The sequence below is a fragment of the Sphingomonas sp. PP-CE-3G-477 genome (assembly GCF_003050745.1).
Lineage (GTDB): Bacteria > Pseudomonadota > Alphaproteobacteria > Sphingomonadales > Sphingomonadaceae > Sphingomonas.
Map to the genome: position 1 here is coordinate 208,397 of NZ_QAOF01000002.1, position 13,284 is coordinate 221,680.

The 13,284-nt window shown below is 66.5% G+C and carries 11 protein-coding genes; 6 read left to right on the forward strand and 5 right to left on the reverse strand.

The window, feature by feature from the left end; all coding sequences use genetic code 11:
* Positions 1 to 14: 14 nt before the first annotated feature.
* The gene (locus tag C8J45_RS06285) at positions 15 to 461 is read right to left on the reverse strand and encodes a DNA polymerase III subunit chi (RefSeq protein ID WP_107962427.1); all 447 of its coding nucleotides are present in this window, start codon (positions 459 to 461) and stop codon (positions 15 to 17) included.
* Between the two features lie 116 nt (positions 462 to 577).
* A complete protein-coding gene (locus tag C8J45_RS06290) occupies positions 578 to 2,053 on the reverse strand; it encodes a leucyl aminopeptidase (protein ID WP_107962428.1) in 1,476 nt (491 codons plus the stop codon).
* Positions 2,054 to 2,235: 182 nt separating this feature from the next.
* Between C8J45_RS06290 and C8J45_RS06295 the strand changes: the two genes are divergently transcribed.
* From C8J45_RS06295 to rsmA, 4 genes are all read left to right on the forward strand, one after another.
* Positions 2,236 to 4,500, forward strand: a complete 2,265-nt coding sequence (locus C8J45_RS06295; RefSeq protein ID WP_374956426.1) for an LPS-assembly protein LptD — start codon at positions 2,236 to 2,238, stop codon at positions 4,498 to 4,500.
* A 79-nt stretch (positions 4,501 to 4,579) separates the two neighbouring features.
* Complete coding sequence (locus C8J45_RS06300) at positions 4,580 to 6,076, forward strand: peptidylprolyl isomerase (RefSeq protein WP_374956427.1); 1,497 nt, start codon at positions 4,580 to 4,582, stop codon at positions 6,074 to 6,076.
* 7 nt (positions 6,077 to 6,083) lie between these two features.
* On the forward strand, positions 6,084 to 7,091 hold the full coding sequence (gene pdxA / locus C8J45_RS06305) for a 4-hydroxythreonine-4-phosphate dehydrogenase PdxA (RefSeq protein ID WP_107962430.1): 1,008 nt from the start codon (positions 6,084 to 6,086) through the stop codon (positions 7,089 to 7,091).
* 11 nt (positions 7,092 to 7,102) lie between these two features.
* Positions 7,103 to 7,918: a 16S rRNA (adenine(1518)-N(6)/adenine(1519)-N(6))-dimethyltransferase RsmA gene (rsmA, locus tag C8J45_RS06310; protein WP_107962431.1), complete on the forward strand. Its 816-nt coding sequence runs from the start codon at positions 7,103 to 7,105 to the stop codon at positions 7,916 to 7,918.
* Positions 7,919 to 8,037: 119 nt separating this feature from the next.
* Here rsmA and C8J45_RS06315 read toward each other — a convergent pair whose 3' ends face one another.
* The 3 genes from C8J45_RS06315 to guaB all read right to left on the reverse strand — a co-directional run bounded on the left by C8J45_RS06315 (position 8,038) and on the right by guaB (position 11,664).
* Positions 8,038 to 8,538, reverse strand: a complete 501-nt coding sequence (locus C8J45_RS06315; RefSeq protein ID WP_181321128.1) for a M48 family metallopeptidase — start codon at positions 8,536 to 8,538, stop codon at positions 8,038 to 8,040.
* 56 nt (positions 8,539 to 8,594) lie between these two features.
* Positions 8,595 to 9,782 carry an RsmB/NOP family class I SAM-dependent RNA methyltransferase gene (locus C8J45_RS06320; RefSeq protein ID WP_107962433.1) on the reverse strand — a complete coding sequence of 396 codons (1,188 nt, stop codon included), beginning with the start codon at positions 9,780 to 9,782 and terminating at the stop codon, positions 8,595 to 8,597.
* A 424-nt stretch (positions 9,783 to 10,206) separates the two neighbouring features.
* The gene (gene guaB / locus C8J45_RS06325) at positions 10,207 to 11,664 is read right to left on the reverse strand and encodes an IMP dehydrogenase (protein WP_107962434.1); all 1,458 of its coding nucleotides are present in this window, start codon (positions 11,662 to 11,664) and stop codon (positions 10,207 to 10,209) included.
* 120 nt (positions 11,665 to 11,784) lie between these two features.
* Between guaB and C8J45_RS06330 the strand changes: the two genes are divergently transcribed.
* Positions 11,785 to 12,771, forward strand: a complete 987-nt coding sequence (locus C8J45_RS06330) for an SPFH domain-containing protein (protein ID WP_107962435.1) — start codon at positions 11,785 to 11,787, stop codon at positions 12,769 to 12,771.
* The gene (locus C8J45_RS06335) at positions 12,771 to 13,208 is read left to right on the forward strand and encodes an NfeD family protein (RefSeq protein WP_107962436.1); all 438 of its coding nucleotides are present in this window, start codon (positions 12,771 to 12,773) and stop codon (positions 13,206 to 13,208) included. The genes C8J45_RS06330 and C8J45_RS06335 overlap by 1 nt, the downstream gene beginning before the upstream one ends.
* Positions 13,209 to 13,284: the final 76 nt, after the last annotated feature.

The window sequence follows — 13,284 nt, forward strand, 5'->3', positions numbered from 1 at the left end:
CGGTAAAGCAACGGTTATGCCGCCTGCTCCCAGCGGCCGGAGTCGTTCTGCTTCCAGTAGCGGCGTTCGACGTCGTCGCGGTCGGCGAGGGCTTTCCAGGCGAGGCGGGCTTCGCGGATGGCTTCGTCGTCGAAGATGTGGAAGGCGCGGTCAAAGGTTAGGATAAGGTCACGCCAACGACCGTCTACCACCGCGACGTTGCGAGCGGCGTTGGCGGGAGCGGTTTCTAGGATATTCTGAGCAATTAGAATGGGTTGGGCGGTGTCGTCGTTGCTGCCGGACTGGGCGTGGGGGAGGAAGCTCTCGGGAGCGTAGGACCAGAGTAGGCGGTCGAGCCCGACGCGTTGTTCTTCGGGTTCGGCGACGATGAGGAGGCGGCCGCCGGTTTGGACGACGCGCTCGGCGATGCGCGGGAGGACGCGGTCGAGGGGGCTGGTTAGGTGGTAGAAATCGACCTGCATACTTACTCCCCTTTCGCTTGCGGGAGCGGTCGGGGGAGGGCTTTGCCTCGCTCGACACCGCTCGCGGTTGGCCCCTCCCCTAACCCCTCCCGCAAGCGGGAGGGGAATTCTTGCGTTCAACCCTCGAAGTTGTCCGCTACGAACTGGTCGAGCAACCGTACGCCATAACCCGTAGCGCCCTTGTCATGGTTCGTCCCCGGCTTGTCGGACCATACCATGCCGGCGATGTCGAGATGCGCCCACTTCACGCCCTCGTCGACGAAGCGCTTGATGAACTGGGCGGCGGTGATCGAGCCGGCGCCGCGGGGGCCGACGTTCTTCATGTCGGCGATCGGCGAGTCGATCAGCTTGTCGTAGGCGGGCGACAGCGGGAAGCGCCAGAGCGTGTCGCCGGTGGTCTTGCCCGCCGCGATCAGCTGGTCGGCGAGCGCGTCGTCGTTGGCGAAGATGCCGCCATTCTCGGTACCGAGCGCGACGATCATCGCGCCGGTGAGTGTGGCGAGATCGACGATCGTGGTCGGCTTGTGCGCTTGCTGCACCCAGGTGACGCAATCGCAGAGCACGAGGCGACCCTCGGCGTCGGTGTTGAGCACTTCGATCGTCTGGCCCGACATCGAGGTGATGACGTCGCTCGGACGCAGCGCGGCGCCGTCGGGCATGTTCTCGACCAGGCCCATCACGCCGACGACGTTCGCCTTCGCCTTGCGGCTGGCGAGCGCCTTCATCGCGCCGGCGACGGCGCCTGCGCCGCCCATGTCCCACTTCATGTCTTCCATGCCCGCGCCGGGCTTGATCGAGATACCGCCCGAATCGAACGTCACGCCCTTGCCGACGAACGCGAGCGTCGGCGCATCGGCCCCTGCCCCGTTCCACTTGAGTGCGAGGATGCGCGCTTCACGCCGCGAGCCCTGGCTGACGCCGAGCAGCGAGCCCATGCCGAGTTCGGTCATCTGCGCCTCGTCGAGCACCGTGATCTCGAGCCCGAGACCCTCGACGTCCTTCGTCACCTTCTCGACGAAGCTCTCGGGGTAGACGACGTTCGGCGGCGACGTGACGAGCCAGCGCGTCAGGTCGAGACCCTCGGTGACGGCGGCCGCCTCGTTCCAGGCCGCATCGGTGCCGTCCGGTGCGCCGGCAATGGTGATCTCGGTCAGCGTCGGCTTCGACTTTTCGGCGAGCTTGGTGCGGTACGTGTCGTAGCGCCATGCACGCTGGGCGGCGGCAGCGGCGAAGTGTGCGGCGGCCTTGGCGGTCGGCGTGGTACCAGCCGAGAGGTCGGCGACTACCGACGTTGCGCCCGAGGTCAGCAGACGTGCGGTGATCGCACCGCCGGCCTTCTCCCAATCGGCGATCTCGCCGGCACCGACTCCGACGAGCAGGACCTGGCGAACCGCGCCGTCGACCGGCACGAACAGCTCGACGACCGAGCCTGCTTCACCTGCAAAGCGTGCCGCAGCTGCTGCGCTGGTCGCCACCGGCTCGACATCGCCACCGATAGCGGTCCACTTGATCTTGGCCACGCCGTCCTTGGCAACGGGGACGGCGAGGATCGGGGCGTTGGCGGGAACGGTCGGGGCGAAGACGATCTGCATGAAGAAACCTCGGGAAGCTTTGAACGGTAGGATGGGCTTGGCCCTAAGTTGATGCCGCGGGCTTGGCAAAGCAAGGTGGCGGCCTGTCATCTCACGGCGATTGCAGCGGAGCGCCGGTGGTGCGATAGGCGGGCGATATGGCGGCAAACGGCTGCCCAGTGCCAAAGGGGTTGGTTCGGATCGTGTTGCGTATCGACCTTTTGACGGGTTGCGCCCTTTCGCTCGCGCTGGCGACCGGACTCGCGGCTGCTCCTGCGCAGGCCCAGGACTTCCAGAACCGCCCGGTCGCGCCACCGGTGCCCGAAGCGCCGGTCGCCAATGCGTCGCCAACGACGCCGGCCGAAGACCAGGTGCAGTTCAGCTCGACCGCGCTGGAATACAACACCAACACCGATATCGTCACCGCGACCGGTGAAGTCCGGATGTTCCGCCAGGGCAGCCGGCTGCGCGCCGACAAGGTCGTGTGGAACCGCAAGACCGGCAAGGTCGTCGCGACCGGCAACATCGCGGTCACGAATCCCGAAGGCGACATCGCGTACGGCGACGAGATCAACCTGACCGATTCGCTGAAGGACGGCGTGGTCGACAACATGCTCGTCGTGCTCGAACAGGGCGGACGCCTGGCGGCCGAGCAGGGTACGCGCGAAACCGATGGTACCGTCAATCTGAAGACGGCGGCCTACACGCCGTGCAGCGTTACCAACACCGCCGGTTGCCCTAAGGAGCCGACGTGGAAGATCACCGCGGTCCGCGTCACCTATCGCCCCGAGCGCAAGCGCATCTTCTACAAGGGCGCGCGGCTTCACCTGTTCGGCCTGCCGAGCCTTCCGCTGCCCGAATTCTCGAACCCGGTCGGTGGCGGCAGCGATAGCGGCCTGCTCTCGCCTAACGGAGGCTATAGCCGCGTCAACGGCGTCGAAGTCAGCGTCCCCTATTACTGGAAGCTTGCCCCGAACCAGGGGCTGGTCATCACGCCGCATATCTACAGCAGCGTGCTGCCGATGGCGCAGGTCGATTATTCCGCACTCAATTCCAAAGGCGCGTTCAAGGTACGCGCCTACGCGACCGAAAGCCGGCGCAGCGACGACCTGACGACCGCCACCCCGACCGACACCAGCATGGCGTTTCGCGGCTACATCGACGGCATGGCGCGCTATCAGTTGACGCCGAACTGGACCGCGAGCGGGTCGCTCCGCCTGACGACCGACCGCACGTTCCTGCGCCGCTACGACATTTCGCGCGACGACCGGTTGCGCACCACCGCGAGCCTGGAGCGGATCGACGACAGTAGCTATTTCTCGTTGAGCGGCTGGTACGCGCAGACGTTGCGCGTCAACGACAAGCAGGGGGACCAGCCGATCGCGCTGCCTCAGATCGATTATCGCAAGCGGTTCGACGACGGCCTCGTCGGCGGGCGGTTCCAGCTCCAGCTGAACACGCTGGCGCTGACCCGCACCGATGGCCAGGACACGCAGCGCGCGTTCGCGAGCCTGCAATGGGATCTGCGCCGCTTCACGAACTGGGGCCAGGAGGTCACGTTCACGGCGTTCGCACGCGGCGATCTGTATAATAGCAACGAGATCGGTTCCTCGATCCCTAGCTATCAGGGGTTCGGCGGCTTCCGCCAGCGCGCGATCGGTGCGGCTGCGGTCGATGTGAAATGGCCGTTCATCGGTACGTTCCTGGGCGGTACCCAGCGCTTTACGCCACGGGTGCAGTTCGTTGCGGCACCGAAGGTCGCCAACCTATCGCTTCCGAACGAGGATTCGCGCGCCGTCGATCTCGACGACACCAACCTGTTCTCGCTCAACCGCTTCGCGGGCTATGATCGGTTCGAGGATTCGTCGCGCGTCACCTATGGTGGCGAATGGGCGCTGGACCTACCGGGCATCACCTTCACCACCAATGTCGGCCAGAGCTATCGTGTCGACAAGCGGCCGACGATCCTGCCAGACGGCACCGGGCTCAGCGATCGGTTCTCCGACATCGTCGGGCGCAGCGAGCTTCGGTTCCGCGACTTCGTGTCGATCGTCCACCGCTACCGGCTCGACAAGGACGGCTTCGCGATCCGCCGCAACGAGGTCGACGCGACGATCGGATCGCGCGCCACCTATGTGCTGGTCGGCTATCTCAAGCTCAACCGCAACATCGATCCTACGATCGAGGATTTGCGCGACCGTGAGGAAGTCCGCGTTGCGGGGCGCGTGCAGTTCGCACGGTTCTGGTCAGCGTTCGGCTCTGGCGTGGTCGATCTTACCAACGCATCGGAGGATCCGCTGTCCCGCAGCGACGGCTTCACGCCGATCCGCCATCGTCTTGGCGTGCAGTATGAGGACGATTGCCTGCGTCTCGGCGCGACATGGCGGCGGACGTACAACGACACCGGCGACGCGCGTAAGGGCAACAGCTTCCTGTTGACGCTGGCCTTCACCAACCTCGGCCGCTAAGCCCGCGTTCAGCTACTATGGGGCAAACCGCGCCGGATATGTGCCGTCATGGCAATGACGGTGCGGATTACGGCGTGCGATGATGGGATACCGACACTTGAAGCATGATGTTCGACTGGCGGCGCGTGGCGGCCGTGTGATCGGTTCGGTGGTTCTGGCCGCACTGACGGCGAGCGCGATCGCGCAGGCCGTGCCACCCAAGGCTGCGCAGGGCAAACGTGGGGCGCGACCTGCTCCAACCCAGCCGGCCCAGGCTCAGCCCACACCGACTCAATCCGCCCCGGCTCCCTCGGCTCCGGGCCAGACGGTTCAGGATCAGAGCGTGCCGGACAATACCGGTCTCGACATCCCGACCAATCTGCAGATCTTCGGCAAGGTCGATCCCAACGTCCGCAAGCCGACCGCGATCGTCAACGATACTGTCATCACCGGCACCGACGTCGACCAGCGCGTCGCCCTGGTGGCGATGGCGAACGAGGCGAAGCTCTCGCCGGAGGATCGCGAGCGGCTCAAGCTGCAGGTGCTTCGCCAGCTGATCGACGAGACGCTGCAAATCCAGGAAGCCAAGACCGCCGACATCACGATCACCCCCGCCGAGCTCACGCAAAGCTATGACGGCGTGTCGAAGCGCTTCAATCGTACTCCTGCCGCGATGCGCGCCTATCTGCGCGAATCCGGATCGTCCGAGCGCTCGCTCAAGCGCCAGATCGAAGGCGAGCTTGCCTGGCAGCGTTATCTGCGGCGTCGCGTCGAGCCGTTCGTCAACGTCGGCGACGAGGAGGTGAAGTCGATCATCGATCGTCTCCAGGCGGCCAAGGGCACCGACGAGTTCAATCTCAAGGAAATCTATCTCGCGGCGACGCCGGCCAACAGCCAGCAGGTCTTTGCGAACGCCAAGCAGATCCTGCAGGAAATCCAGAAGGGCGCGCAGCCGTTCGAATATTTTGCACGCCAGTTCTCGGAAGCCTCGACGCGTGCCGTCGGGGGCGATCTCGGCTGGATTCGCGCGGCCACGCTGCCGGCGCAGCTGGCCGAAGCCGCGACGACGATGCAGGTCGGCCAGGTCGCGGGACCGATCGAGGTCTCCGGCGGCTATTCGATCCTGTATCTCACCGACAAGCGGCAGGTGCTGACTGCCGATCCGCGTGATGCGAAACTCAGCCTGAAGCAGCTGACGTTGCGTTTCCCGCCGAACACCAACCAGGCGCAGGCGGCTGCGCGGGCGCAGGCGTTCGCCAAGGCGACGCAGGAATTGCGCGGCTGCGGTACGGTCGAGAAGGTTGCGGCCGGGATCGGTGCGGACGTGGTCGACAACGACACCGTCCGGATCCGCGACCTGCCGCCGCAGCTTCAGGAAGTGATGCTGAAGCTTCAGGTCGGCGAGTCGAGCCCGCCGTTCGGGTCCGCGGAACAGGGCGTTCGCGCGCTGGTGCTGTGTGGTCGCGACGAGGCGGCTGGCGGTTCGGTGCCGAACTCCGAACAGATCCAGGGGCAGCTCGAACAGCAGCGCGTCAATCTGCGCGCCCAGCAGAAGCTGCGCGATCTGCGGCGCGACGCCGTGGTCGAATATCGTTGATCGGATCGTGACCCGCATCTCGCCGTTGGCGGTTTCGATGGGCGATCCTGCCGGGATCGGGCCCGAGATCATCGCCAAGGCGTGGGATGCGCGCGCGACGCATGGCTTGCCGCCGTTCGTGGCGGTCGGTGATGCGCGGGCGATCGAGCGGGTCTGGGCCGGGCCGATCGCACGTATAGCGGATTTGAGTGCAGCGGCGGCGGTTTTCGGCGAGGCGTTGCCGGTGTTGACGGTTGGCGATGCGGGCGCGATCGTACCGGGTGAGCCCGATGCGGACGGGGCGCGCTGTGCACTGCATTCGTTGGAACTGGCGGTCGGTCTCGTTCGGACGGGCGCGGCGCGCGCGCTGGTGACCGGTCCCGTATCGAAGTCGCAACTCTACGCGATCGGCTTCAGCCATCCCGGGCAGACCGAGTTCGTCGCAGAGCGCTACGGGGTCGCGGGCGACAATGCGGTGATGATGCTCGCCGGGCCGTCGCTGAAGGTGGTGCCGATCACCACGCATGTGCCGTTGAAGGATGTATCGGCCTTGCTGACGGTCGACCTGATCGTCGCCAAGGCGCGCGCGACCGCCCGTGGCCTGTTGCGGAACTTCGGTATCGAGAACCCGCGGCTCGCCTTTGCCGGGTTCAATCCGCATGCTGGCGAGCAGGGCGCACTGGGACGCGAGGAGATCGACATCCTCGCGCCGGCGATCGCGATCCTTCGCGATGAGGGTATCGATGCGACCGGGCCGTTCGCGGCGGACACGATGTTCCATCCAAGGGTGCGGGCGACCTACGATGTCGTGATGTGCTGCTATCACGACCAGGCGCTGGTGCCCTTGAAGACGATCCATTTCGACGAGGGCGTGAACATGACGCTGGGCCTGCCGATCGTGCGGACGTCGCCCGATCACGGCACCGCGTTTGCAATCGCCGGCAAGAACCTTGCCGAGCCGGGCGCGATGATCGCGGCGATCGCGATGGCGGGTGAAGCGGCGGACCGGCGCGCTCAGACCGCTGCCCAGTCGTGAGCGAGGCTGCATTGACGGAGCTTCCCCCGCTGCGCGAGGTGATCGCGCGTTATGGGCTGAACGCGAGCAAGGCGCTTGGGCAGAACTTTCTGTTCGATGGGCAGTTGCTCAAGCGCATCGCGGCAGTGCCGGGTGACCTTCAGGATGCCGAGGTGCTCGAAGTTGGCCCTGGTCCTGGTGGCCTGACGCGCGCGTTGCTGGCGGCGGGTGCGCGGGTGACGGCGATTGAGCGGGACCGGCGGTGTATCCCGGCGTTAGCTGAACTTGGCGAGGCGTATCCGGGGCGGCTGCGGGTCATCGAGGGCGACGCGATGGAAGTCGACGCGCCCGCGCTGTTCGAGGGCAAGCCGCATATCGTCTCGAACCTGCCATATAATATTGGCACGGCGTTGCTGGTCGGGTGGCTGTCTACGTCGTGGCTGCCCTGGTGGCAGTCGTGCACGCTGATGTTCCAGAAGGAAGTGGCCGAGCGAATCGTCGCGAAGACCAATGACGATCATTATGGGCGGCTCGCGGTGCTGGCGCAGTGGCGCTCGACCGCGCGGATCGCGATGCCGGTGCACCGGTCGGCGTTCACGCCGCCGCCGAAGGTGATGTCGGCGGTGGTGCATCTGGTGCCGGTCGAGGCGCCGGAGGGGGTGAATTTTGCGGTGCTGGAGCGGCTGACGGGCGCGGCGTTCGGGCAGCGGCGCAAGATGTTGCGGCAGAGCCTGAAGGGCGTGCCGGGGGCGCTCGATGCGCTGGAGCGGATCGGGGTGGAGGCTACGCGGCGGGCTGAGACGCTGTCGGTTGCGGATTTTACGGCGTTGGCGAAAGCGGTCGGCTGATCTTCCCCCCTCCCTGGAAGGGAAGCGCCGGGGGTGGGTCGGCTTCCATATGAGGCGACGTCAGCGACACGAGCGGGCCTACCCACCCCCAACCCCTCCCTTTCAGGGAGGGGAGCGCTTCAGTCCTTGGCGGCTATTGGGGTCTTCTCGACTTGCGCGGTCGCAATCGGCGGGCCCTTGGCGATCACTGCCGCGAGTTGTGTAGCCTCAGGGCAGACACCTTTGCAGAGCGTGCGGATCTTCACAAGGTTGTCCTTCGCGCGTACCACGGCGCCCTTGGCGACGAGCGCCTCGCCCTGCCCCTTCAATGCCGCGACGTCGTTCGGCTCCAGCAGCAGCGCCTCGCGGTACAGGCGGATCGCCTTGCCTGGCAGGTCACGCGTTTCGGCGACGCGCGCGAGCAGCAGGAACGCACCCCGGTTGCGCGGATCGACTGCGACCGACGTTTCGAGCACATCGGTGGCGCCGTCGAGATTGCCCGAGGCGATCAGCGAACGCCCTTGGGCCAGCAACTGCATCGAGCGCGCGTCGATCTGGGCGTCGGGGCGCTGCCCGCTGAGCGACGTCGAGACACATACGACGGTCAGCGCGGCGGCAAGGGCAACGGACGAAAAACGCATCATCGTCTCCAGGCGGGATACAGGTTTGGCCGTGAGTTGAGCCATAGGTCGGCTGGCTAGCACGCAGCCCGGAGGCGCGCGACAAAAAAGCCGTCGGTGCCGTCCCGGCCGGGTTCGAGGCGGACGCCGTGGCCGTGCTTCGCTCCGGCGGGGAGCGACAGGGCTTCCGTCGTCCAGCCGGGGTGCGCGTTTAGGAACCAGCTGACTTGGTCAGTGCCCTCGGCGTCGAGCAGCGAGCAGACGATGTAGACGAGCGCGCCGCCGGGCTTGACCAGCGTGGCGGCAACGGAAAGCACCTGCTGCTGCGTCGATTGCAGGCGCGAGACGCGGTCGGGTGTGAGCCGCCAGCGCGCCTCCGGGTTGCGCCGCCATGTGCCGGTGCCCGAGCAGGGCGCGTCGACCAGCACGCCGTCGGCGCGACCGGCCCATTCGCTGAGCGCTTCGATTTCGCGCGTCGGGTTGAGCAGGCGGCTCTCGACGATCGTCGCGCCGGCGCGGGTTGCGCGGGGAGTCAGGCGCGAGAGGCGGTTGCGGTCGGTGTCGCAGGCGAGGATCACGCCTTCGTTCTTCATCGTCGCGGCGAGCGCGAGCGTCTTGCCGCCGGCGCCGGCGCAAAGATCGACGATGCGTTCGCCGGGCTTCGCCTGCATCGCGAGGCCGACGAGCTGGCTGCCTTCGTCCTGCACTTCGAGCGCGCCTTCGTTGAAGAGCGGGAGTGCTTCGACGTTGGTGCCTGTGGGGAGGCGGATGCCGTCTGGGGCGTGGGGGGTGGCTTCGGCTTCGGGGAGCGCGGTGAGGACGGTCGCGCGATCGGAGATCAACGTGTTGACGCGGAGGTCTAGCGTGGCGCGACCGGCTAGGTCGGTGAGTGCGGCGCCGTCGAGGCCTGAAGCGCGAAGGGCCTTGCTCAGCCACTGTGGCGCGACGCCGGCGCGGGCGCGGGGTTCGTCCTTGGCGATCGGGGCGGGTGCGTGGGTGGAGCCGTCGAAGGTCGCGGCCACTTCCGGATCGGCGTCGGCGACGAGTAGCATCGCGGTGCGACCGTTCTCAGGACGGTCTCCTGCTTTGCGGATCGCGGCGTAGACGAGTTCGCGGACGGCGCGGCGGTCCTTCGAGCCGGCATAGCGGCGGGTGGCGAAGTAGCGCGCGATCAGCGTGTCGGCGGCGGCGCCGGACTCGCGCGCGGCGGCGATGATCTGGTCGAGGAGTTCGATCGCGGCCTGGGTGCGTGCTGGGGGAGTCACTTCTGGGCTCCCGACTTCGCGTGGGTTCGGGGGGAGGCTTGGTACGGAGTGTTCGTCATCATCCCCTCCCCTAGCCCCTCCCGCGCGCGGGAGGGGAATAATTTCGGGCTTGGGGCGGGATCGCGATCGCTAACCGCCCCCTCCCCGTTATCCCGGCGGACGCCGGGACCCACGGTTGCAGTTCGGGTGATGGTTGCACGCCACGGCAGGTTCGCCGTGTCCGTGGGTCCCGGCGTCCGCCGGGATGACCGAGAGAGGTGGCAGCGATCTTTTGCGTCCTTCCCACCACGCGCGTTCCGCATCTGCGGAGTGGCCCGAGCACAAAAAGCATGTTTCCCCGCGAAGGCGGGGATCCAGACTGGGCTCCCGCCTTCGCGGGAGAACAACGAGGAGCCGGGCCGAGCTCTCACCAATTATCCACGTCTTACCGCGTCGGGTAGTTCGGCGCCTCTCGCGTAATCGTCACGTCGTGGACATGGCTCTCCATCAAGCCCGCCCCGGTGATCTGCACGAACTCCGCCCGCGCCTGAAGATCCGGGATCGTCGCGGAGCCGGTATAGCCCATTGCCGCCTTGATCCCACCGACGAGCTGATGAACGACATCCCGCGCCGGGCCCTTGTACGCGACCTGCCCCTCGATACCCTCGGGAACGAGCTTCAACTGGTCCTTGATGTCGCCCTGGAAATAGCGGTCCGCCGACCCGCGGCCCATCGCGCCGACCGAGCCCATCCCGCGGTAGGACTTGTACGCACGGCCCTGGTACAGGAACGTCTCGCCGGGGGCCTCATCGGTCCCCGCAAGCAGCGAACCGATCATTACGGTCGACGCGCCTGCCGCGAGCGCTTTCGCCATGTCGCCCGAGGTGCGAATGCCGCCGTCGGCGATCACGGGGACGCCAGCCTTGTGGCCCGCCTCGGCGCAATCCATCACCGCCGTCAGCTGTGGCACGCCTACGCCGGCGACTACTCGCGTCGTACAGATCGAACCCGGGCCGATGCCGACCTTGATCCCGTCGGCGCCAGCGCCGATCAGCGCGCGCGTCGCTTCGCCGGTCGCGACGTTGCCCGCCACCACCTGCACCGAGTTGGAGAGCTTCTTCACGCGCTCGACCGCACGGCCGACGTCGCGGTTGTGGCCGTGCGCGGTGTCGATCACGATCAGGTCGCAGCCGGCGTCGACCAGCTGTTCGGTCCGGCCGAAGCCCTTGTCACCGACCGTCGTCGCCGCCGCCACGCGCAGGCGGCCCGCCTCGTCCTTGGTCGCATCCGGGAACATCACCGCCTTCTCGATGTCCTTGACGGTGATCAGCCCGACGCAGCGATACTGCGCGTCGACCACCAGCAGCTTCTCGATGCGGCGGGCGTGGAGCAGGCGGCGTGCCTCTTCCTTGCCGACTTCGGTCGAGACGGTGGCGAGGTTCTCGTGCGTCATCAGCTCGCTGACGGGCTGTTTTGGATCGCCCGCGAAACGCACATCGCGGTTGGTGAGGATACCGACGAGCTTACCGTCCGCCTCAACCACCGGGATCCCGCTGATCCGATGGCCGGACATGAGGGCCTGTGCTTCGGCGAGGGTGGCGGTCGGCTTGATCGTGATCGGGTTGACCACCATGCCCGACTCGAACCGCTTGACCTGACGGACCGCGATGACCTGCTCCTCGACGGTCAGGTTGCGGTGGAGCACGCCGATCCCGCCAAGCTGTGCCATCACGATCGCCATGTCGGCTTCGGTGACGGTGTCCATTGCGGAGGACAGGATCGGGATGTTGAGCGCGATGCCGCGCGTCAGCTGAGTCCGGGTATCGGCCTGGCTTGGCAGCACGTCCGATTCCCCCGGATACAGGAGGACGTCGTCGAAAGTGAGGCCGAGGCGGATATCCATGAGAGCTGCCGTTCCTGGGTGTGAGGTGGCGCGCCATGTAACCAAAGGCGCGGCGTACGGCTAGGCCCCACCTTCGCGGACGTGCTATAGCGGTGCGATACACGGATGGGGGATTGTTCGATGGGCCTGATCGTTGCCGCGCTCCTGCTGGCGCTGGTGCTGCTGTACCTCTTCACCAGCATCAAGATCGTCCACCAGGGCTATCAATACACGATCGAGCATTTCGGCCGCTTCACCACGGTCGCGCGGCCCGGCTTCAATTTCTACCCCGCGTTCTTCTACCGCGTCGGGCGGAAGGTGAACATGATGGAGCAGGTGATCGACATCCCCGGCCAGGAGATCATCACCAAGGACAATGCGATGATCTCGACCGACGGGGTCGTGTTCTTCCAGGTGCTCGACTCGGCCAAGGCGGCGTATGAGGTGTCGGACCTTTACCAGGCGCTGTTGCAGCTCACGACGACCAACCTGCGCACCGTGATGGGGTCGATGGACCTCGACGAGACGCTGTCGAAACGCGACGAGATCAATGCGCGGCTGCTCAACGTGGTCGATCATGCGACGACGCCTTGGGGCGTGAAGATCACGCGGGTCGAGATCAAGGACATTCGGCCGCCGGCGGATATCGTCAATGCGATGGGGCGGCAGATGAAGGCCGAGCGCGAGAAGCGGGCGAACATTCTGGACGCCGAGGGCTCGCGCGCGTCCGAAATTCTCCGCGCCGAGGGGCAAAAGCAGGCGCGTATCCTCGAGTCCGAGGGGCGGAAAGAGTCGGCGTTCCGCGATGCCGAGGCGCGCGAGCGGGCTGCCGTTGCAGAAGCTTCGGCGACGCGGGCGGTGTCTCAGGCGATCGAGGAGGGTGGCGCTCAGGCGATCAATTATTTCATCGCGCAGAAATATGTCGAGGCGATCGGGAAGTTCGCGACTTCGCCCAATGCGAAGACGATCCTGTTTCCGGTCGAGGCTACGCAGTTGATGGGGACGCTTGGGGGGATTGGCGAGCTGGCTAAGGATGCTTTGCGGGATGCCGTTGCGTCGCCGCCGGCCAAGCCTGCCGCTCGGGGGCCGTTCGAGTTGTCGAAGTCGACCGAGGTTCCGAAAAGCTGATGGACGTGATCGGGGCGGCTGGCGCGTGGTTGATCGCGGCGTTGGTGCTGGGGATTGCCGAGCTGGCGGTGCCGGGGGTGTTCCTGGTGTTCCTCGCGATTGCTGCGGCAGTGACCGGGGTGGCGGTGTACGTCTTGCCGGATTTGCCGGTGGCGGCGCAACTGGCTGCCTTCGGCGTTTGGAGCGCGGTGACGGTGCTGATCGGGAAGCGCTGGTACCGGGATTACCCTGTCGAGGGCGGGGATCCGATGTTGAATGATCGCTCTGCGCGGCTGGTGGGTCAGGTTGTTGTGGTGGAGACTGCGCTGGTTGGCGGGCGTGGTCGGGTGCTGGTGGGCGACGGGAGCTGGCCGGCGCGTGGCAGGGATGCGGTGGTTGGCGCACGCGTTCGGGTAACGGCAGTTGTCGACGGTGAAGTCGTGGTCGAGCCCCTCTAAACCCTCTCCCTTGGGGAGAGGGAAGCCGCGTAGCGGCGAGGGTGAGGGCACGCCGTATCACGTGTCCTCACCTTCC

Bases quoted from the DNA above. Each gene is read 5' to 3' on its own strand.
- C8J45_RS06285 (WP_107962427.1), bottom strand. From the start codon at position 461: ATGCAGGTCGATTTCTACCACCTAACCAGCCCCCTCGACCGCGTCCTC.
- C8J45_RS06290 (WP_107962428.1), bottom strand. From the start codon at position 2,053: ATGCAGATCGTCTTCGCCCCGACCGTTCCCGCCAACGCCCCGATCCTC.
- C8J45_RS06300 (WP_374956427.1), top strand. From the start codon at position 4,580: ATGATGGGATACCGACACTTGAAGCATGATGTTCGACTGGCGGCGCGT.
- C8J45_RS06315 (WP_181321128.1), bottom strand. From the start codon at position 8,538: ATGCGTTTTTCGTCCGTTGCCCTTGCCGCCGCGCTGACCGTCGTATGT.
- guaB (WP_107962434.1), bottom strand. From the start codon at position 11,664: ATGGATATCCGCCTCGGCCTCACTTTCGACGACGTCCTCCTGTATCCG.
- C8J45_RS06330 (WP_107962435.1), top strand. From the start codon at position 11,785: ATGGGCCTGATCGTTGCCGCGCTCCTGCTGGCGCTGGTGCTGCTGTAC.
- C8J45_RS06335 (WP_107962436.1), top strand. From the start codon at position 12,771: ATGGACGTGATCGGGGCGGCTGGCGCGTGGTTGATCGCGGCGTTGGTG.